The 20,382-nt window shown below is 70.9% G+C and carries 13 protein-coding genes; 3 read left to right on the top strand and 10 right to left on the bottom strand.

Features of this window, described 5'->3' with window-relative positions:
• Positions 1–236: 236 nt before the first annotated feature.
• Complete coding sequence (locus tag AC16DP_RS32180; RefSeq protein ID WP_329727926.1) at positions 237–2,426, top strand: penicillin-binding protein activator; 2,190 nt, start codon at positions 237–239, stop codon at positions 2,424–2,426.
• Positions 2,423–4,021 (top strand): WD40 repeat domain-containing protein, encoded by a 1,599-nt coding sequence (locus AC16DP_RS32175; RefSeq protein ID WP_329727925.1) that lies wholly within the window; start codon positions 2,423–2,425, stop codon positions 4,019–4,021. Before AC16DP_RS32180 ends, AC16DP_RS32175 begins: the two co-directional genes overlap by 4 nt.
• 96 nt (positions 4,022–4,117) lie before the next feature.
• Here the strand turns inward: AC16DP_RS32175 and AC16DP_RS32170 are convergent, their stop codons facing one another.
• Positions 4,118–6,547: a DNA polymerase domain-containing protein gene (locus tag AC16DP_RS32170; protein WP_329727924.1), complete on the bottom strand. Its 2,430-nt coding sequence runs from the start codon at positions 6,545–6,547 to the stop codon at positions 4,118–4,120.
• Between the two features lie 11 nt (positions 6,548–6,558).
• Positions 6,559–7,251, bottom strand: a complete 693-nt coding sequence (locus AC16DP_RS32165) for a ferredoxin reductase domain-containing protein (RefSeq protein WP_329727923.1) — start codon at positions 7,249–7,251, stop codon at positions 6,559–6,561.
• A gap of 58 nt (positions 7,252–7,309) precedes the next feature.
• Between AC16DP_RS32165 and AC16DP_RS32160 the strand changes: the two genes are divergently transcribed.
• Complete coding sequence (locus AC16DP_RS32160; protein WP_329727922.1) at positions 7,310–8,074, top strand: transglycosylase domain-containing protein; 765 nt, start codon at positions 7,310–7,312, stop codon at positions 8,072–8,074.
• A gap of 31 nt (positions 8,075–8,105) precedes the next feature.
• Here the strand turns inward: AC16DP_RS32160 and AC16DP_RS32155 are convergent, their stop codons facing one another.
• The 8 genes from AC16DP_RS32155 to AC16DP_RS32120 form a co-directional block, all read right to left on the bottom strand.
• Entirely contained in the window at positions 8,106–9,854 is a 1,749-nt protein-coding gene (locus tag AC16DP_RS32155) for a serine/threonine-protein kinase (RefSeq protein ID WP_329727921.1), read from the bottom strand.
• A gap of 87 nt (positions 9,855–9,941) precedes the next feature.
• Complete coding sequence (locus tag AC16DP_RS32150; RefSeq protein ID WP_329727920.1) at positions 9,942–11,546, bottom strand: PE-PGRS family protein; 1,605 nt, start codon at positions 11,544–11,546, stop codon at positions 9,942–9,944.
• An 8-nt stretch (positions 11,547–11,554) separates the two neighbouring features.
• Entirely contained in the window at positions 11,555–12,463 is a 909-nt protein-coding gene (locus AC16DP_RS32145) for a hypothetical protein (RefSeq protein ID WP_329727919.1), read from the bottom strand.
• A 96-nt stretch (positions 12,464–12,559) separates the two neighbouring features.
• The gene (locus AC16DP_RS32140; RefSeq protein WP_329727918.1) at positions 12,560–14,395 is read right to left on the bottom strand and encodes a TadA family conjugal transfer-associated ATPase; all 1,836 of its coding nucleotides are present in this window, start codon (positions 14,393–14,395) and stop codon (positions 12,560–12,562) included.
• A gap of 153 nt (positions 14,396–14,548) precedes the next feature.
• Positions 14,549–15,274: an immunity 52 family protein gene (locus tag AC16DP_RS32135; RefSeq protein WP_329727917.1), complete on the bottom strand. Its 726-nt coding sequence runs from the start codon at positions 15,272–15,274 to the stop codon at positions 14,549–14,551.
• A gap of 12 nt (positions 15,275–15,286) precedes the next feature.
• On the bottom strand, positions 15,287–17,050 hold the full coding sequence (locus tag AC16DP_RS32130) for a Tox-REase-5 domain-containing protein (RefSeq protein ID WP_329727916.1): 1,764 nt from the start codon (positions 17,048–17,050) through the stop codon (positions 15,287–15,289).
• A 496-nt stretch (positions 17,051–17,546) separates the two neighbouring features.
• Positions 17,547–17,684: a hypothetical protein gene (locus AC16DP_RS32125; RefSeq protein WP_329727915.1), complete on the bottom strand. Its 138-nt coding sequence runs from the start codon at positions 17,682–17,684 to the stop codon at positions 17,547–17,549.
• A gap of 226 nt (positions 17,685–17,910) precedes the next feature.
• Positions 17,911–20,031: a recombinase family protein gene (locus tag AC16DP_RS32120; RefSeq protein WP_329727914.1), complete on the bottom strand. Its 2,121-nt coding sequence runs from the start codon at positions 20,029–20,031 to the stop codon at positions 17,911–17,913.
• Positions 20,032–20,382 lie beyond the last annotated feature (351 nt).

Below are 20,382 nucleotides of genomic sequence, written 5' to 3'. Positions count from 1 at the left end.
CGCCTCCCTCCCCGGGAGAGCCCGTCCCGGGTCCAGTCCTGGGCGGCGCCCCCTCCACGGCTCGCGGGGCAGGCGAGTACCCGGGCCCACATGCCCGTGGCCCGGGGCCCACAGGGGCTCGGCTCCCGAGGCCTCCACCTGGGGGCGCCGGGGCGGCACGTCCGGTGCAAAACCTGCCGGACGGCGTGGGGAATGTCCCCCCCGCTCGACTGTCGACGGAGGCGCGCCCCACTGCTATGCACACCCACACCATGGATGTTCGCCCCTCTCCCCGCCGCGCGCTGCTGCTCGCGCTGGCGCTGCTGATGTCCGCTTGCAAGACGCCCTCCGCCACGGGCGGTGGCACTTCCTCTGGCTCCTCGTCCGGCTCCTCGTCCTCGGGCCAGGGCCGCAATGAAGACGTCCCCCGGGGGGACCCCTTCCCGTCGAGGCCCTCCGTCGAGGCGCGCAAGGACGCGCAGGCGGACCAGGCGCTCGCCCAGGCCATCCAGCAGGCCGAGACGGCTCCGCGCAAGCAGGCCGCCGAGGGGTTCCTCGCCGTGCGCAAGGCCTACCCGCAGACGACGGCGGGCCAGGAGGCCCTCTACCGGGCGGGCGTGCTCTTCTACGATTCGCAGGACTACGTCAACGCGCGCAAGAGCTTCAACGAGCTGCTCTTCGAGAATCCGCTCCACCCGCAGGCCACCGAGGCCAAGCGCCGGCTGGGCCGGGCCGCGTTGGAGGTGGGTGCCTACCGGGACGCCTACCAGACGCTCTACAGCCTCGCCGAGCGCGCCGAGGGCGCCGAGCGCATCCAGCTGCTCGAGGACTCGGTGAAGGCTGCGGAGAAGGCGGGCCTCTTCGGGCAGGCGCTGCGCATCTCCGTGGACCTGGCCGGCAACGCCCAGACGCCCGAGGCGCAGCAGGCCGCGGTGGCCCGGGTGCAGCAGCTGGTGGAGGGCCGCGCGGGCTTCATGGACGTGGCGCAGATCATGGAGGAGCTGCCGTCCTCCAACCCCGCCTGGCCGGTGCTGAGCTTCAAGCTGGCGCGCATCTACTACCACCTGCGCGACTGGACGCGGCTGGAGGAGACGCTCAACCGCTTCCTGGCCGAGGCGCCCAACCACCCGTTCGCCCCGCAGGCGCGTGAGCTGCTCGCGCGCGCCACGCGCCGCGTGGACGTGCAGACGAAGACGGTGGGTCTGCTGCTGCCCATGACGGGCAAGTACAAGGCGGTGGGCGAGGCGGTGCTGCGCGGGGTGAAGCTGGCGCTGGCCGGCAGCGACATCGAGCTGGTGGTGAAGGACACGCAGGGGGATGTGAACCTCGCGGCCCAGGGCATGGAGCAGCTGGCCTTCGACGAGGGGGCCATCGCCGTGCTGGGCCCCATCACCTCGGACGAGTCCCGCCGCGCCGCGCTGGTGGCCGAGGAGCTCCAGGTGCCGCTGCTGACGCTCACGCGCCAGGAGGACATCACCCACATCGGGCCCTTCATCTTCCGCAACATGCTGACGAACTCGGCGCAGGCGCGGGCCATCGCCGACTTCGCGATGAAGCAGAAGGGCTTCAAGAGCTTCGCCATGCTCTACCCCAACCTGCCGTACGGGGTGGAGCTGGCCAACGACTTCTGGGACCACGTGGTGGAGAACGGCGGCCAGGTGCGCGGCGCCGAGACGTACGACCACGACCAGACGACGTTCACCACCGAGGCCAAGAAGCTGGTGGGCCGCTACTACCTGGAGGACCGGCTCGACTACATCGAGGGCGTGCGCGAGGTGCAGAAGGAGACCACTGGCCAGGACGCGTTCCGCAAGCGCAAGGCCATGGAGAAGATGAGGGGCGAGGTGGAGCCCATCATCGACTTCGAGGCCATCTTCATCCCCGACGAGTGGCGGCGGGTGAGCCTGGTGGCCCCGGCGCTGGCGGTGGAGGACATCGTCACCAACGCGTGTGACGCGCGCGACGTGGAGCGCATCCGCAAGACGACGGGCAAGAAGACGATCAAGACGGTGATGTTGCTGGGCACCAACGCGTGGAGCAGCAGCAAGGGTGCCAGCGGCATGCCGGAGCTCGTCGAGCGCGGTGGCAAGTTCGTCACCTGCTCGGTGTACGTGGATGGTTTCTTCGTGGACTCGCAGAAGCCGGCCACGCAGCGCTTCGTGAAGGCCTACCGTCAGGCGAACAGCGGGGACCCGGGGCTGCTCGAGGCCTACGGGTATGACTCGGCGCGCATGGTGCGGCAGCTTCTCGACTCGAAGCAGGCACCCAAGAGCCGCGGGGAGTTGCGCGAGGCCCTGGCCAACGTGAAGGACTTCGACGGCGCCACGGGCAAGACGTCCTTCGATGAGAAGCGGGAGGCGCGCAAGCCCCTCTTCCTGCTGTCCGTGAGCAACAAGGGCGTGACGGAGGTGCCTCCGGAGCAGTCGGCGGCGCTGGGTGGCTCGTGAGGGCTCTCGCGCCTCGTGCGCTGTGGCTCGTGGGCGTGTTGTCGCTGGCCGGGTGCCAGCACGCCGCGCCGGTGCTCGCGCCGGAGACCGCCTCCCGGCTGGAGTCCACGCCGGGCGGCTACCTCGCGGGTGAGGTGGTGGGACTCGAGGACGGCCCCGTCCTCGACCGCAGGGACTTCGTCTGGACGCTGGCCTTCTCTCCGGACTCCTCGCGTGTGGCCTACTCGCACCTGGGCGCGCGCGAGTACCTGCTCGCGCTCTGGAATGTGAGGCCCTCGCCCGCGCGCGTGGTGGACCAGGGTCTCAATTCCTCCGAGTTCGACGTGGAGGCGCTGGCCTTCTCCCGGGATGGCTCGCTGCTGGCGAGCGCGGGCTGGGACGGCATGGTGCGCCTGTATGACGCGGGCTCGGGGGCGCTGAAGGGGAGTCTGCGGACGGAAGAGCCCCTTACCGCGGTGGCCTTCCACCCGTCCGGGAGCTACCTCGTGGCGGGCAGCGCGCAGGGGCTGCTCACGGTGCTGCGCGTGGCGGACCTGGGGTTCTCCTTCGAGGCTCGGCCCCACACGGACCGGGTGAGTGCGCTCGTCTTCGCGCCGGATGGGACGCTGTACTCGGGGAGCTGGGACAAGCGCATCCGGGTGTTCGAAGCGCGCGAAGAGGCCCTGCGGCGCGAGCAGGCGCGCGTGCGTTTCGAGCGGCGCGGTGGCTACGCCGTGGTGGGCGGGACGCTCAACGGGAAGTCTCCGGTGGCCTTCGCGCTGGATGCGCGCGCTCCGGCGTTGGTGCTGGGGTCGCAGGCGGCGGAGGCGGCGGGGATCGACACGGCCATGCTGCAGGAGACGGTGTCGTTGCCCACGGCGCTGGGGTCCACGCTGGCGCGGGTGGCCCGGGGCCAGCGGCTGCGCCTCAAGGGGTTGGAGCTGGAGGGCCTGGACGTGGCGGTGTGTGACGCGTGCCTGCCCCCGGGCGTGGGCGGGGTGCTGGGGGCTCCGTTCGCCGAGCGCGTGGACGTGGCCTTCGATGACGCCACGGGTGAGGCCGTGCTCACGCTGAAGGCTCCGGCGCAGGGGACGCAGGAGGTGAGGGGGCTGGTGCTCGCTCCGCGTGCGGGATTCACCTTCGAGGCGCACGTGAATGACGTCACGCTCGACGCGGCCGGGCGCCGGTTGGGCGTGGCCTTCTCCGAGCCCAAGGCCGAGCGGAACAAGGCCATCTACGAGCGCGAGAAGAAGGGGCTCGTCGAGCCTCCCGCCGAGTGGAACGCCGCGGCGCTGGTGGACGCGGGCTCGGGGCAGGTGCTGCGCAAGTGGACGGCGCACCGGGGCGTGGTGGCCTCCGCGGGTATCTCTCCGGACGGGCGCTCGCTGGCGAGCGGTGGCTGGGACAAGCAGTTGTATGTGTGGCGCGAGGGCCAGGAGGCTCCAGTGGCGGAGCGGAAGTTCGGTTGGTCCGTGCGCCGGGTGCGCTTCAGTCCGGACGGGCGGCTGGTGGGCGTGGCCGCGTGGACGCCGCAGAAGGCCTCGGGCAACCAGGAGAGCGATCCGGCCGCGGCCCTGTTCCCCGTGCGTTACGCCGCTCCCACCGTGGAACGGTGACGCAATATCCCCTCTGAAGCAATGTCCCCTCTCCCGGAGGGCGAGGGGAAATATCCGCGGGTCAGCGCATGTGCCCACGGGCACACCTTCGCAGGATCAACCTTCTCCCAGAGGGAGAGGGGACATCCACGGGTTCTCGGCGTGGGGTTGTTCTCCCTCGGGCTCGTCCAGCACCGTGAGCACCGGCCGTGCATTCGCCAGTGACGGCGTGAAGAGCGAGGGCTGCTCCGGATCGGCGAACACCGTCGCGAAGTCCTCGGGGGTCAGCGCTCGCGCCAGCCGGGCCGCGAAGGTCTCTCGGAGCTGCCGCACGTAGAATTCGGCGTCGTAGTCCCGCGGATCGCTCACCGTCTCACCGTGCTCCGACTCGAGCAGCAGTCCCGCGCGTCCTCCCACCGCCCGGTAGACCCGGACCTGCTCGCCGGAGGCCCACTGTTTCAGCCCGCTCGCCAGCATGGCCTCGTAGGGCAACTCGCGCCTGCGCGCCGCGAGGTACTGCGCCGGTGTCTTCGTCAGCCGCACCTGTGCCGCCACGCTTCGGGCCGGCAGGGCCCGCCGGCGCAATGCCGTCACCGTCTCCACATACGCCTCCCGCACGCCCGGAATATCCCCCGCGAGCAGGCAGCGCAGGGCCCGGCGCAGGAAGTCCTCGCCGAAGGGCTCGGCCCGGCTGGAGCGGAACGCCACGCCGCGCAGGATGAGCGCACCGTCATACGGCTGCAGCGCGTAGTTCTTCGGTTCGTGCGAGAGCATCGCCGCGTAGCGTCCGTCGAACTCGAGGCGCACCTTGGGGGGCAGCAGGGCCGCGACCTCGGAGACCACCCGGCGTTCATCGGCCTCGCTCCAGCCGTCCGGCACGGAGAAGTACACGCCGTCCGTATCGGCCTCCAGCAGCGTGACGCCGCGCCGGGCCAGCTCCTGGCAGATGAGCGCCAGCACCTCGCGTCCGCGCCGGGTCACCTCGTTGGCGGCGTGCACGTCCGCGAAGCGCGTGAGCCCACCCGCCCCCAGGTAGCCGTAGGCCGAGTTGACGACGATCTTCATCGCCGCGGAGAGCGCCTCGTTCGTATGCCGTTCTGGAGACCCGGGCGCCGCGGCCTTCGCCCGCGCCTTGGCCGCCAGCCGCTGCTCCACGAGCCGGTCCACCAGCGCGAGCATCACGCCGAGCCGGTCCCTGCGAGGGCCAATGCGGTACTCGCGCATCAGCGAGGGGTACAGGCTGGCGACGTCGGCCTTCACCACGTGCCGGGCCACGCCCGTGGCGAACAGGTGGAGCGCGGCCCCGCTGTGCGGCGTCCCGTCACCGGTCTCATGGGCGGGTAGCGCCGCACCGGCCCGGAGGTAGGCGCGGACGATCAGCGGATCGATGACTCCCGTCGCCGGCCCGGCATCCGCGAGGCGCTCGTAGCGGCGCGGAGCCATGCGGGCGAGCGCGAAGGCCGCCCCGCCGAGCATGCGCGCCAGTCCAGCCGCCTCCGTCACATCGTCCTGGGCGTAGCGCCGCACGCGCTCGGGGTCGGTGCCGAAGACCTCGTACACCCGGGCTCCCGGAATGTGCTCGCGCTCCGGGCCCGAGAGCCCGAGGTGCCGTGCGACGGCCTTGAGCCCATGTCCCGGCAGCTCCCGGGTGGAGAAGTCGTGCCGCTTCACGGCGTCCATCGTGTCGATGAACTCGCGGCCGGGGACGGTGTACCGCGCGCGGCGCATCGCATCGTGGCCGGGCCCCCCGCGTCCGGGGGAGGCACCTCGCGCGGCGGGGCGTTGCCGCAGGCCCGGGGGTCCGGCCCGTCCCAGCGCGAGCGTCACGCCCAGCAGCCGCGCCCGGTGGGCGAGGAAGGGCAAGTCGAAGCCGTGCAGGTTGTGGTTCTCGAGCACGTCCGGATCGATGGCCCGCACCCGCGCGACCAGCCGCTGGAGGAGGTCGGCCTCGGCGGCGTCCCCGTCACCGTGGGCCTCGAGGGTATCGGTCCTGCCCTCCGCGTCCCGGATCGCCACGAGGAAGATGCGGTCGTGCGAGGGCTCCAGCCCGGTGGTCTCCAGGTCCAGCTGCATGCGGTGCAGGTCATCGAACCGCAGGTCGCGGAAGTACGTGCGCCCCGACGCGACGAGGTACTGCTCCTCGGGAGGCAGCGCGAGCACCGCCTGGGGACCCAGCTCGCGCAGGTTGCCCACCGCATGGCCGAGCCGCCGCGCGGCGCCCTGGAGCACGGCCGACGCCAACGTCCGCCCATCCTCCGCGCGGACCAGGTAGCGCAGCGCGCCGGGACCCTCCAACTCCTGCCACGTCACCCGGTGCGGTGCGGGGCCCTCGCTCTCCGGGCGGAGCCGCGTGCCCAGGTGCCGCACATCCTCCAGCGAGGCGAGCAGCAGCCACGGCCGGAAGCGCACGTCCTCGCGCACGAGCGAGCCACTCCCGGGCAGCCGCCGCCACACGAAGGCACGGCCATCCGGCTCCGCCCACACCGAGACGATTCCCGGCGTGTCATCCCATCCCCAGAGCCACTCGTCCTCCGGCGTGTGCGCCATCGTGCGGCTCTTCAGTAGTTGAGGTGGATGGCCTCGCGGGGCAGCCCCCGGGTCCGCAGGACGTCAATCACCCCCTGCACCATGCCCGACTGGCCGCACACGAAGGCCACCGTCCCCTCCACCTGCTGCTCGCCCAGGTGCTCCTGCACGTAGCCGGTGAGGCCCTGCCAGCCGCTCGCGCCCGGCTGGCTCACCGTGCGCACCACGCGGATGTCCGCCGCCTCCCAGTGGTGCAGCTCGTCCTCGTAGGCGAAGGCCTGCGGGGTGCGCGCCCCGAAGTACAGCGTCACCCGCCCGTAGGCGCTCCGCTCCTGGCGGATGCTCTCGATGACCGAGCGGATGGGGGAGATCCCCGAGCCCGTGGCGAACAGCAGCAGGTGGCCGCCCCGCGCCTGCACCAGGGGGAAGCCCCGGCCCTCGGGATGCCGGCTGAGCACCCGGGCTCCCGGCTCCAGCCCCACCAGGGCATCCGCCAGCGCGCTGCCTCCCTTGAGCAGGAACTCCCACCGGGTGCCAAAGGGCTCCGGCGGCGAGGCGATGGCGAACAGGCTCTCGCCCACGCCGGGCAGGGCCAGTCGCACGTACTGCCCCGGGGTGCGGTGTGTCCCCACCAGCGGGGTTCCGCCAATGTCCAGGACGAGCTCGGTAAGGCCCTCCGCGGCCGGGAGGACGTCCGCCACGGGGGTGGGGTGCCAGTCGTTCATGTCGGAACTTGATTTAACCCGGACCCGGCCCGCCGTCGCCCTTTGATACTCTGGGGGCGTGAAGACCCTGCTCTGGTTGGTGTTGTTCCTCATCGGGCTGGCGGGCGTGGTGATGCCGGCCCTCTACCTCCATGCCTCCAGCAAGCTGCCCCAGCTGGAGACGGAGTTCGACCTGGAGACGCAGCTGCGCCACTCCATCGAGGGCGAGCGGATGAGCCTCCAGGCGGGCACCTTCGGGCCCAAGCGCCCCATTGCCTACAAGAAGCCGGAGTTCTCGCGCCTGCCCAAGGACCTGGTGGCCCTCTACATCGCGCAGATGGGGTGCCCCACCTACTTCCAGACGCGGCGCGAGGACGGCGCGAAGTGGGCCTGGCGCCTCTTCTCCGTGGCCGCCTTCGGCACCGAGCCCCCCGGCGATGGGGCCTGCGAGCGCATCATCGCCACCCGGCTCGCCGTGGCCCTGGGCATCTCCGGCTCGATGGAGCTGGCGGTGGCGGCCAACCGCCTGCACTCCTTCCTCCAGAAGGACCAGCTCATCGCCTATGACCTGTCCACGCTCTACTTCGAGCGCGGCGTGGTCGGGGTGGAGGACGCGGCCCACAAGATTTTCGAGCGCGAGCTGGACACGCTCAAGCTGCAGGAGCTGGCCGAGTTCTCCCTCACCCTGCCGCCGCACTACATGTACGAGGACGCGCTGCTGTGCCGCAACGCCAGCCTCATCCGGCAGAACCGGGACGTGCTGCTGGCGGACCTCGCGGGCTTCAAGCTGGTGACCGAGGAGCGGGCGCGCACCGCCATGGCCCAGCCCATCGCCTGCCAGTGAGGCAGCAGGGGCCTGGCGCGGGCCGGGCCCCTCACTTGCGGCGCAGGAAGAACTTCTCCCAGCCGTCCAGCTCCTTGGCCACCTGCCGCCGCTCCTCGGACGTGGTGGCCGACTCGGCCTTCTCGCGGATGGCGTCCAGGGTGCGGCGCGTGGCGGGGCTGAGCTTCTGGCCGGCCTGCGTCAGCGTGTCGATGTCCCGGTCCAGCTTGCGGATGCGGCCCAGCAGCGCGGCCTGGGTGAGCGCGCGCTTCACCGGCTCGGTGTGGCCCACCGCGGGACCCGCCGGCTGGACGGGATTGTCCGGCGTCTCCGTGGTGCTGGCCTGCACGGTGGTGCCCGTGCCCGCGTCGGACACCTCGGGGACGGCCGCCGTCTGCCGCGGCGGGCCCGCGTCTGGCGGAGCCTCCACCACCGGCCGCTGCGGGGGCTTCGCGGGCTGCTCCGGCGGCGCGATGGCCACCGCCGGCGGCGGGTTCGGGGGGGTCTCTCCACCTCTCACGGCGAGCACGAGGCCTCCACCCACGGCCACCAGCGCGAGCGCGCCCACGCCCAGGAGCAGCCGCCGCGAGCTCGCGTTTCCACCGGTGTCGCGCGTCACCTCGGGAGGAGGCGGCTGCGGCTTCACCGGCTCGGGCGCGGGGCCGGGCTCGGGCGTGACGGGCCCGGCGGGCGCCAGGGCCTCCGGGGTGGCCTCGCGCGGGGGGTGCTCCGAGGCGGTGGGCCGGGCATGATGGGCCTGGGCCTGCTGGGCGAGGGTGTCGCGCAGCCGCTGGAGCTGGCGGCGCAGCTGCTCGGCGGAACCGGGGCGCGCCTCGGGATCCTTGGTGAGCATCTGCAGGATGAAGGCGTCGAGCGCGGCGGGCAGCTCGGGGAGGAACTCCGAGGGCCTCGGCGGCCGCGCGTCCACGTGCTTCATCAGCAGGTCCACCGGCGAGGTGCCGGTGAAGGGCAGCCGGCCGGTGACCATCTCGAAGGCCACCACGCCCAGGGCGTACAGGTCCGTCATGGGACCCACGGGCTGGCCGCGGGCCTGCTCGGGCGCCATGTACTCCGGGGTGCCCACCACCATGTCCGTGCGCGTCTGCGCGGTGCGCCCGGTGGGCAGGCCCATCTTCGCCAGGCCGAAGTCCAGCAGCTTCACGTAGCGCGAGCCGTCCGGCTGCTTCACCAGGAAGATGTTGCTCGGCTTGAGGTCGCGGTGCACCACGCCGGCCCCGTGCGCGGCGCCCAGCGCGCTGAGCACCTCGTCGAGGATGTCCAGCGCCTCGTACACCGGCAGCCGGCCCTTCTCCGTCAGGTGCGCATCGAGGGCCACGCCCTCGAGGTACTCCATGATGATGTACTGGCGGCCGTCGGGCACCTGGCCGAAGCCGAAGATGTCCACGATGCCGCGGTGGCGGATGGCGTTGACGGCGCGGGCCTCGGCCAGCAGGCGCGCCACCTGCTCCTCGGCCGCGGCCAGCTCCGGGCGCAGCACCTTCACCGCCACGCGCTTGCCGATCAGCGGCTGGATGCCCTCGTACACCAGGCCCATGCCGCCCACACCGATGCGCTGGCGCAGCTCGTACTCACCCACCTTCAAGCCGGTGAGCGGGTCCTGCGCGGAGGAATCGTCCATGACTTGCATCGTTCTCCCGGGCGAGGTCCGCCGTGCGCCTCCCGGATCGCCCGGGTAGGACGAGAGCGAGGCGTCGAGCAGCACGGTGCCGTCGCGTGGGCAGATATCGGTATCCGCCGGCACGGAGAGACCGCAGGTTTCGCAGAGACGGGAGTCAGCCATCGGGGAAGTGGCCCCAGGGTAGCAGACCGGGAGCGGATTCCCACAAGCGGGCGAGCGGGCGGGGGGGACCCGCCTGGCCGTCTCCCGTCAGGGAGACACGGTGCACTGGTGGTAATTGGTCAACAGGCCCCTGTTGCCCGCGGGGCCAGGGCCGGCTCCCGGCGTGCCCGGATCCTCCAGGCTGAAGGTCATGCCCTTCTGGGTGATGGAGGAGGTCTCGAGGGCATCACACCAGATGCCCACGGACGGGCCCCCGGCGCCATTGCCGCCGTGGCCGCCCGGGCCTCCATCTCCGCCCTTGCCGCCCTTGCCGCCGTCGCCACCGGTGGCGCGGTAATCGGTGGGGCCCGAGGCGTACTGGCTGAACTGGCCCTTGCCTCCCGCGCCGCCAGCGCCTCCCGCGCCGCCAGCGCCTCCCGTCCCGCCAGCGCCTCCCTTTCCACCACCGCCCGTCTTCAACGTGCAGGACTGCATCTCCACGTGTCCGCGCATGAGCAGCATGGCGATGGACGCCCCACCCCCCTGGCCTCCCTTCGCGCCCAGGCCCGGGCAGCCACCCGCACCGCCACCCCCACCGCCGCCGCCCTTGGACCGGACGCTCGCCGGCGCCTCGCAGTAGCCTCCACCGCCCCCGCCCCCGCCCGCCTTTCCGAAGGCTCCCGGCTCGCCGTCCGTGCCGGACCTCGCCACCCAGGTGGTCCCCTCCAGCACCCCCTTCTCATCGCCCGGGTTGCCGTCCTTGCCGCGGCCGCCCGCCTCACCCGGCTGGCCCACCCCTCCTGCCTCCCCATCGCACACGCACACGGCCGTGCTGCAGGCGGTGTCGAGCTTGTTCGTTCCGGCGGTGCCGCCACCGGTGGTGTAGGGCTCTCCCGCCGTTCCCACTCCAGGCGGAGTGAGGTAGGCGGTGCCTCCCTGTCCACCCGGGCCCCCCGCGTAGGAGCCCGCGCCACAGCTGCTCGCTCCCCGGGGGCCCCCCGAGGGCGTCCCGGCGGTTCCGTCCAGTCCCACGCCTCCATCCGCGCCCACCTGGGTCGTGGGTCCGGGAGAGTCACCGTCCCGGCCCGGCGCGCCCTTCCCGGACGCTACGTCCACATGGCTCAGGCGCACGCCGTTCGAGTCCAGCACCCGCAGGCCGATGGACGGCGTCCCGGGCACGGAGCTGTTGGCGGAACGGATGTACACCCACTCGATGTCGACGCCCGCGTCCATCAGCCCGCTCACCGTGAAGCCGGTGGGGGTGCTGCCTCCAATCTGGGTGATGTTCTCCTTGTCGCGCTTCCAGTTGCCCGCCTTGCCGGCGTAGCCGCCGTAGATGGACACGGCCCGCTCCATGCGCAGATCCGCTTCGTCGTAGGTGCCCCGCGCCAGATAGATGGCCTTGCCCCGGTCGGCGGCGAGATTCAGGGCGACGGAGAGCCGCTTGACCGGTGCGTCCTTGGTGCCGTCGTTGGAGTCCTGGCCGGTGGGGTCCACGAAGATGGCGTCGCCGGGCGTGCCGTCGATGCCGTCGCAGTTGGCGTCGTAGAAGAGATCATCCGGGACATCCACCGCGGAGGGATCGCAGGTGCTGGGCACGCACTGGCCGAGGTTCTTGCATTCCTCGAAGGCCCCCTCGAAGTCGTAGCAACCGGTAGCGGCCAGCAGCGCCAGCGCGAGCCCCGCGGCGAATGGCTTCTTCGTCTCGAGCATGTCAGTCCTCACGGGAGTGTTCCGGCCACGCCCACCATACCGCCGCCGTTGCCCACGGAGGCGGTGGGGCGCACCAGTGAAGGCTTGCCCTCGTCCTTGCCAGACAGCAGGTAGATGAGCCCCGTCGTCACCACGCCGGCCGCGCCCACCGCGAAGGCGCCCCGGCTCAGCCACTGCGCACGCGCGCCCGAGTCCCGCAGCCGCTCGCCATCCAGGGGGTCGGTGAACTGCCGCGCCTTGAGGGCGTTGTAGTCCTGGGTCGCCTGCACGAAGAAGAACGTGCCCGCGCCCAGCAGCACCGCGCCACCGGCGGCCGGCAGCCACCCCCAGCCCGGCGCGCCCGAGCGCGACACCGTCAGCTCGGGCTTCACCGGCACCGGCTGCACGGGCGTGGACGTGATGGGCTGCACTGGCGCCTCGACGACGGGCTCCAGCGAGGGGCGCAGCGCGCGGCGCACCGGCGGCACCACCTTCTCGCTGGCCTGGGTGAGCGCGTCCAGCAGTTGATCCTCGCGCACGCCCGGCACGTAGTGCTCGGAGAGCTGCTCGCCGTCGCGCGTGGCGTAGGCCTTCAGGCCCACCCGGTAGCCGCTGAGGAACTGCACCAGCTCGGCGATCACCACCGCGTCGGCCTGGGCGGCCTCGCCCAGCGTAATCCGGCAGGCGGCCTCCAGACGGTTGCACCCGAGCACCGTCTTGCGCTGGGCGGGCGGCAGGCGCTGGGACAGCTCCGAGGCGCGCACCACCTGCAGCCCCTGCGTCTTGAGCTGCTCGTACACATGCTCCTGGGCGAAGGAGACGATGTGGGAAGGGACCCCCGCGGCCTCCGGCGGGGCGATCAGCACGGTGAGCGGAGCCTCGGAGGTCGCGGGCGCCTGGCCGAGCACGACGAGCGTGGCGAGGAGTGAAAGGAACACGATGGTGTCACTTTCCCCCCATGTCGCGCCCATCGCAAGGTCACGCACTCCAAGTAGCGCCGGGTGCGTGACGCGGGTGTGCCCAGGCGAGCGGCCTCAGCGGCGCGGTTTCTCGGGCATGGGCTTGATGTGCGTCTTCTCCGAGTTGTCCAGCTCGCGCGGTGCGTCATCGTCCTCCAGGTCGCTGGAGGGGACGGGCGGAGGAGGCCGAGCGGGAGCGGGAGGCGCGGGCCGGCGGGGAGGCGACGCCACGGCGGGGCGGGAGCCGATAGCCGGAGTGGGACGCGCGGGAGTCGCGGCGGGGCGGGGGGCCGGACGCGGCGGGGGGATGCCCCGGCCCTGGGTGGCGTCGAGGTCCTCGGCCAGGAGGTCCGCGGCCACCTGCACGCTGGGCTCGTCCGGGGGCGCGCCGAACCCATCATCCGCCTCGGAGGCGAAGGGGTTGCGCGTGGGCGGCGGCGTCTTGTCGTCGTCGTGCTCCGGGACGGGCGGGGCGGGCCGGTTCGCGGGCAGGTTGGGCCTCAGGGCGGGGCCGGTGCGCGCGGCGGGCGTCTCGGCCGTCCGCCGGGCGGGAGCCGGAGCGGGCGGCTCGGGGGCGCGGGGAGCCGCCATGGGGAGGTTGGCGGGCACCTGCACCTGCACGGGCGGCGAGGCGGGCGCCGCGGGCTTGCCGCCCTGGGCCTCGTGGGCCTCGTCCTTCAGGCGCTGCTCGAAGGCCTGCCACTCCTTCTTGTAGCTCGCCGGGTCCGGCTCACCGCGCTCGCGGTGCTTGAGCGAGGGAGCCCAGCGCACGCTGTAGCTCTCCCCGGCGTGGAAGGAGGGCGGGGGCGGCACGCCGTAGGTGGCCGGGTCGAAGAAGGACTCGTCCAGGTCCGTGAAGCCGTAGGCGCGCGCCCGGGCGACGAAGTGGGGGATGATGCCGGTGGGCGCGTGGTAGCCGAGGATGTGGCCCTCCTCGTCCTTCGTCACCGGGGTGAAGACGAAGATGTCCTGGGTGCGGTACTCGCCCTTCTCGTTGAGGGGGAGCACCTCGGAGAGGGCAATCGTCTTGCGGCTGCCGTCGTGGAGGCGCTCGCAGCAGATGACGAAGTTGATGGCGCTGGCCACCTGGGCGCGGATGGCCACCATGGGCAGGTCGATGCCGGACATGAGGCAGAGCGACTCGATGCGGCGCAGCGTGTCCGTGGGCGTGTTGGCGTGGGTGGTGGCCAGCGAGCCGCCGTGGCCGGTGTTCATCGCCTGCACGAGGTAGAAGGCCTCGCCGCCGCGCACCTCGCCCACCACGATGCGGTCGGGGCGCAGACGCAGGGCCGAGTTGAGCAGGTCTCCCATGTCCACGCCGCCCTTGCCGAACTTGTCCGGGGGCCGGCTCTCGAAGGGCACCAGGTGGGACTGGTTGAGCTGGAGCTCGGCCGAGTCCTCGATGGTGAGGATGCGCTCCTCGTCGGGGATGAGGGAGGAGACGATGTTGAGCAGCGTCGTCTTGCCCGAGCCGGTACCGCCGGACACCAGCATGTTGAGCTTGGTGTGGATGCCCGCGTCGATGAGCCGCGCCATCTGCGGCGTCATGGACTTGAATTTGATCAAGGACTCGATGGTGAGCTTGTCCTTGAAGAACTTGCGGATGGAGATGGTGGTGCCCTTGCGGGCGATGGGCGGGATGACGACGTGGATGCGGCTGCCGTCGGGCAGGCGGGCGTCGAGGCGCGGGCGCTCGTCATTGAGGAGGCGGCCGACGAACTGCGCCATGTTGCGCGCGGCGCCGATGAGGCCTTCCTCGGTGAAGGTGGCATCGGTCTTGGAGACCTTGCCCTTGCGTTCGATCCAGACGTCGGTGGGCCCGTTGATCATGATCTCCGAGACCGTGGGGTCGTCGAGATAGGGGAGGACGGGCTTGAGGAAGGCGCGGAGCGACTCGGAGTACATCGACATGGCGCCCCCGAGGCTAGCCCGAGACCGGCCGAGTCCCAAGCGCAGGGCCTGCCTACCGGCATGGAGGCCAGGCGGGCGGGTCCAGTGGGTTCCACGGGGGCTACGGGTCCGCCGTGCCCCTGCCGGTGCCTGGCAACGCGCGTGGGAGTTGTCTCAATGGGCCGGCCGTCTGGACACGAGCGGCCCGAGCATGCCCTTCGCGAGCAGCACCTCATGGACATGTCGGCCCAGGGCGAGGTGCTCGGGATTGGAGGCGGTGAGGCGCTCGGGAGTGAGCAGGACGAGCGTGCCTTTGTCCTCCACGGGCTGCACCCGCACCGGCTCCGGCAGGGGCGGCACCTCCCCCCGGTCACGAGAGAAGTACGTCCACCAACCCACGAAGGTGTCCACATTGTCTTGCGGCCACAGGCTGTCCCGGAAATCGTCGGAGGTGATGACCCCCCAATCCGGCTCCCACGCCAGCACCATGGCGCGCAGCACTCCGGCGAGTGCGTCCACCTGGAGGACGCGCTCCCTCTCCGGCTCCTCCTTCGGCAGGTAGAGGAGGCAGTTGTTTGGAACGAACTCGGCCGCGGAGCCACAGCGCATGGTGGCCAGCCCCCCATGTCCCTCCTCGTGCCCCGTCCACACCCAGAGGATGAAGCCATCCCTGCCCTCCTGGTAGGTCCTCCTCTTGAAGAAACGCAGGAAGGTATCAGCGGTGGGCTCGAACTGGAGTTGGAGCGCCTTCTTGCGCGAGTCGGCCTGCTCGAACCAACGGGTGTAGATGGGATCGCATTGGGACAGCAGGTGGAAGAACGCCTCCGCCCGCCGAGCACACTCCTCGGCGGAATCCTTGCGGCCCCCCCAGTAGATGCCCGCGTAGTAGGTCTCTCTCATGTGCGCTTCGCCTCAGGGCGGTGGGGTGAACAACACCTCAATACCCGTGATTTTTTCCTTCTGGAACAGCTTCTGGAGGATGGGGACCATGCGGGGCTCCGCCACGTGCCAGCGGATGGGAATGCCATTGGCCACCCGCAGTTGTCGCGCGGCCTGCCTGACGAGCCTCTTGGCGCCTTTGAAATATCCCTTGGGCTCGAGCTCCGCGTCGAAGTGCTTGTCGTAGCCCAGGCCCTTGGTCTCCTGTAGCAGGCGCTGCTTCAGGTCGAAGCCGTCGAAGTCGGCCTTCTCGCCATTGCGCCACACGCGGTACACCCAGCCCGCGGGCGCCTTCGTCACCTTGTACTGGAAGGCGCGCGAGCGCGGCGACATCCGCTCGTTCTTGGGCACCCACTGCCCCGGCCCGCCCACCGGCGGAACCCAGCCGCCACCTCCGCCCGAGCCCACCTTGGCCAGGTGCAGGCCCCAGGCGACGCTCAGCCCCTGGCCCGCCACCGCTACGGCCCGTCCGGGCACCGCCACCAGCCGCAGCACCAGTTCGCCCTTCTTCGTCAGCGTCAGCAGGGGCACCGACAGCCGGCCGAGCTTTTCGCCCCACGTCACCGCCTTCACCGCCCCCGCCCCCGAGGTACCCACCGTCAGCAGCGCGTTGGCCAGCAGCCGCGACACCGTCCGCACCCGCTCGCCCCGGGGCTTCTGGCGGAAGGCCTCCCAATACTCGGGCGCGTTCTGGAAGAGCACGCGCACCGCTCCCGGCAGTCGCGTCAGGCCCTCCAGGCTCTCGCCGGGGTGGAAGACGAGCCGGCTCAAGCCCTCCAGGGTGTCCCCCAGCGCCAGCCCCGCGCCCTCCAGCGCGGGTAGCACCACGCCGTCATCCGGCACGTAGGGGCCCAGGGGCTTCGCGCCTCGGGGCACCTCCAGCCCCGTATCCACCGGCCACAGCTGCTCGTCCTCCACCGCGTAGAAGGGCCCCACCTCGTAGCGGCCCGCGCGCAGCGTGCCGTCCTCGGCCAGCCGCACCTCGCCGGCCCGCTGTACCGCCTCGCCCGTCACCGCCCGTACCAGGTAGCCGTCCGGCCTCACCACCCGCAGCCGGTGGAAGCGGTCCATGCGTGCGTGCAACTCCTCACGCGTCACCGGCCTCTCGCCCGTGGCCACCTCCAGCAGCAGGTGCGCCGCCATGCGCTGGCGGGGGAATTCCAAAAGCTTCGCCTCCGCCTCCAGCAGGTGCGCCAACAGTTGCACCGCCTGTTGGGGCGACAGGGTGCTGCCGTCTTCCGGCAACACCTCGGGGGACACGCCCACCTGCACCAGCAGGCCCTGGAAATGGTCCACGCTGAAGGGCACCGGCCAGGGGCGCCCCTCCCCCACGCCATCCCTCCAGCCCACGAGGCCCTCGCCTCCGTCCTCCAGCGGCTCGTCCTCCTCCTGCGCCCGGTGGCGCCCCCGCGAGCCGGACGCGTCCCCGGGTACGTCCGCCGTCATGACCGGGGCACCGGGCTCCTCTTCATCGACGTCGTCCTCCGGCTCGTCGTCCTCGTCGAGCGCAGGGGCATCCCCGGACAGCACGGCCGTCCCCGCGGAGTCCACGGGCCCGGGCGGATGCGCCTGGGTGGAGAGGACCGGCGTCAGGCGGTGAGCGCGAGGGCCGAGGAGCAGTCCGGGCAGGGGCGCGCGTGTGGCGCAACCGCCCAGCACCAGCAGCCCCAGTGTCAGCACCACGCAGTGGACGAGCCTCTGCCGGGCATGAAACCAGGGCGATGAAGGCGTGCGCATGGAAGGCCTCCGGGCAAGAACCGCTCTCCAGGTGTACGCGCCCAGGCTGACCTTCCCGGCGAAGCCTCTGACCCGTGACAGCCCGCTGCGCGCATCCGCGGATTGGGGGCGGGGAGACGGGCCCTTTGCTCGGCACGGGTAGACGCCTCCCCCCGGGGCACTGGTAGACGTCTACCACTCCAGAAACACACCAGCACACACGAAACCACACCACTGGTAGACGTCTACCAGTCAAGCCCACCCAGGTGGCATTCCCGGGTGCTCCAGCACGGGCCTGTCCACCGCGTGGACGGGCGCGAGCGGCGCCGGACAATGACTGGCCCCTTGTGTATCCGCACGCCTTGAGCCGTCCTGTAGGCTGGCCCACCTCGGAGGTGATGTGCATGAGCGAGGCGGGCACGCGGAGCGGTGGGCAGGAGCAGCGGCCAGGAGGGGTGGAGCCCCTGGAGGAGGAGGCCTCCCCCTGGCGCCCCCGGCCGGGCCTGGTGGTGGCCGGCTACACGCTGGAGGCGCGCCTGGGCACCGGCGGCCAGGGCACCGTGTTCCGCGCCTCGCGCGAGGGCGTGCTGTACGCGGTGAAGTTCCTCTTCCTGCCGCGCACGGCGCGCTGGGCCTGGCGCGAGCGCGACGTCATGCTCAAGCTCAGCAGCGCGGGCGGCCTGCCCCTGGTGGACGAGGGCGTGTGGCCCGCGCCCGCGCCCCTCTACCTCTTCCTCGTCATGCCCCTGGTGCGTGGGCTGCCGCTGGACGTGTGGACGCGCGTGCACAACCCCTGTGCCCTCGAGGTGGCGCGGCTCTTCGGCCAGGGCGCGCGCCAGCTGGCGGTGGTGCACGCGGCCGGCGTGGTGCACCGGGACGTATCACGCATAATGCACCCCATGGTGCGAATGGGGTTGAGAATCCATGGAGCCGATTGCTCCGAGCCCTTGAGCCTTGGCGGCATTGAGCCTCTTGAGCGCTTTGCGGTCGAGCTTGAACCAGCAGACGTGCCCGCGACCACCGCCCTCCACGGGTTCGAGCCATCCTCTCTTCATCCAATAGCGGACGATGGCCTCGGAAACATTGAAACGTTCGGCTACGCCGCGCACGGAATAGAGCCCATCTGCCCGGCGAGCAGGCTGTTGTCCGGTCCCCACAGACATGGGCAGGTGGCGTAGGCCCTTGCGGCTACGCACCCGAGCTACTGTCCTCTTGTTCCAGGGGATGTTGGCGCCCGAGCGCAAGCCGAGTTGGTTGAGCTCCGCCACTATCTGCGCATCCGTCTTCTTCTGCTTGAACAAGCGGCTGATGAGCTCAATGGCCTCGGGCGGATTCTTCCGCGTATGAAATCCCGTGCGGCGCGGCACGGTGAAGTCACTGACAGCCCCCGTCACCCACACCACCTGGACGCGAGTCATTCCCTTCGGCATTTCGGTCGGGCTGAGCGCTACCTTCTGCACCAGGATGCGTAAGAGATTCTTGCGCTCCGCGTTCGTCGTGCTCGGGGCGTCCCAGACACGCGGCAGGTCCTTGGACAGTGCGAGAATGCGCCTTCTATCCTCCTCGGTCAGCTCCAGCTTCTGGCGGCGCAGCACCTGCTGGTACTCGCTCTCCAGCTCCTGCAGCTCGCGCAGCTTGTCGTTCCACTCGGTTTCGAGCGTGCGGGCCACTACCCGATTGTCCGGGTCCACGGCCTTGTAGCGGCGCTCAGCGAGCTGCGCCTCGTAACGCGTCCGTTCCAGCCGCAGCTTCCACTGCTGATGGAGCTGCTGGGCCTGGCGCTCCACTTCGCGCGCCACAGCCAGTCCGAGCTCCACTTCTGGAGGTTGCACGGCCTCCAGGAACAACCGGGCGACTGCTTCATCAATGCCCCGGGCTGCCACCATCCAACACAGCTGCTTGCCTTCCACCAGCACGGAGGCACTTCGGCATTCGTAATAGGGGCGGTGCAGGGTGCCGCGGTAGCTGATGCTCATGCGGTGGCCGCACCGTCCACACAACACCAGGCCTTGCAACAACGCCGCTCCTTCTCGAGCGGCGCCGTGCTGATGCGGCAGGTGCTTCGTCCGATTGCCCTGGAGCTTCTCCTGGTTGGCCATGAACTCCTCCCAGCTGATGTAGGCCGGGTGGTGGTCGCGCAGACATACCTTCCAGTCCTGGCGCGGCAGGAACGTGGTGTGCCGTTGCTTCAATTCCCCTTGCACCAACGCCATCCGGACTTCCTTGCGGCCATAGACATAGGCGCCTGCGTACAAGGGGTTGTGGAGCATGTCGAGCACGCCCTTGTGACGCGGGGGTCCCCAATGCAGTTGCCTTCCTCGGAGTTGGTGCATCGGTAGTTTCAATCCATGCTGGGCAAAGTACCGCACGACCGCGTAGGCACTGCCGTCGAGGCGGAAGCGCTCGAAGACCAGCCGCACCGCACGTTGCACTTGCTCGTCCGGGTCCAGGCGTAGCTTGTGCGTCGCTTCGTCCCATTGGTAACCGACAGGAGGAACGAGGAAGAGCTCGCCGCGCCGGGCCTTGGACAGCTTTCCACCCTGTAGCCGCAGTCGCATCCAGTATTGCTCGGCCTCGCTCATGGTGCCCTTGAGCCCCAGCAGGAGCCGGTCGTTGTAGTCTCGTGGGGTGTAGACGGCCTGCTCATCCGCGATGAGAACGTCGGCCAGGGCGCACAAGTCCAACAAGTGCTGCCAGTCCGCGGAGGAACGCGCCAGCCGGGAGACCTTGAGCGCAAAGATGACACCGACGCGTCCGTGGGCGACGTCCTCGGCCAGCCGCTGGAAACCAGCGCGCCAGGCCGTCCCAGCGCCGCTTTGCCCCAGGTCCTCATCAAGGACGTCGATGCGCTCGGCCGGCCAGCCAAGCTCCTGCGCACGCTGTCTCAAGGCATACTGGCGAGCCGTGGACTCACGATGCTCGTGGACCTGCTTGAGCGTGGACTGTCGCAGATAGACGATGGCTCGGCGTTCGAGGTGGGTCGCCTGTATCTTGTCGCTCATGGTCCTCCTCCACGCCGCCGGCCTCGACGCGCAGCACCTTGTGCAGCAGGCTGGCCCACGCTCCCAGCAATGCGCCCCTTGCCGTCGCGGGCAGGTGCGGCCAGGGCAGGTCGGCTTTGGGCAACTGCGGCGCTGGCATGAGTGAACCTAGGCTCCCCCTCCGGTTCGAGAGGAGCCTCCACAGCGGGGGACTTGCCTGGCGCTATGCTGACTGCGCGGGCAAGTTCCAGGAGGGCGCTGGCACTCAGTCGGACCTGCCGGCCACCACGAGCCGGAACTACCATGGGAATGGAGCGATCCGTCCATTCAACTGGCAGCCGAATGAGCCCTCCATTGGGATGCTCCGCATCA

Source organism: Archangium sp. (assembly GCF_057119385.1).
Note: the sequence above shows the minus strand (reverse complement) of the source record. Positions and strands in the feature narration are given on the sequence as shown.

What these genes read in the sequence shown, in the direction of transcription:
- AC16DP_RS32125 (WP_329727915.1), bottom strand. Translation starts at nt 17,684, where the DNA reads ATGACGTCGCGCTCGCGCCAGGCCCAGCGCGCCGTGCGCGGCAGGAAG.
- AC16DP_RS32170 (WP_329727924.1), bottom strand. Translation starts at nt 6,547, where the DNA reads ATGGCGCACACGCCGGAGGACGAGTGGCTCTGGGGATGGGATGACACG.
- AC16DP_RS32130 (WP_329727916.1), bottom strand. Translation starts at nt 17,050, where the DNA reads ATGCGCACGCCTTCATCGCCCTGGTTTCATGCCCGGCAGAGGCTCGTC.
- AC16DP_RS32155 (WP_329727921.1), bottom strand. Translation starts at nt 9,854, where the DNA reads ATGGCTGACTCCCGTCTCTGCGAAACCTGCGGTCTCTCCGTGCCGGCG.
- AC16DP_RS32180 (WP_329727926.1), top strand. Translation starts at nt 237, where the DNA reads ATGCACACCCACACCATGGATGTTCGCCCCTCTCCCCGCCGCGCGCTG.
- AC16DP_RS32120 (WP_329727914.1), bottom strand. Translation starts at nt 20,031, where the DNA reads ATGAGCGACAAGATACAGGCGACCCACCTCGAACGCCGAGCCATCGTC.
- AC16DP_RS32165 (WP_329727923.1), bottom strand. Translation starts at nt 7,251, where the DNA reads ATGAACGACTGGCACCCCACCCCCGTGGCGGACGTCCTCCCGGCCGCG.
- AC16DP_RS32150 (WP_329727920.1), bottom strand. Translation starts at nt 11,546, where the DNA reads ATGCTCGAGACGAAGAAGCCATTCGCCGCGGGGCTCGCGCTGGCGCTG.
- AC16DP_RS32135 (WP_329727917.1), bottom strand. Translation starts at nt 15,274, where the DNA reads ATGAGAGAGACCTACTACGCGGGCATCTACTGGGGGGGCCGCAAGGAT.
- AC16DP_RS32140 (WP_329727918.1), bottom strand. Translation starts at nt 14,395, where the DNA reads ATGTCGATGTACTCCGAGTCGCTCCGCGCCTTCCTCAAGCCCGTCCTC.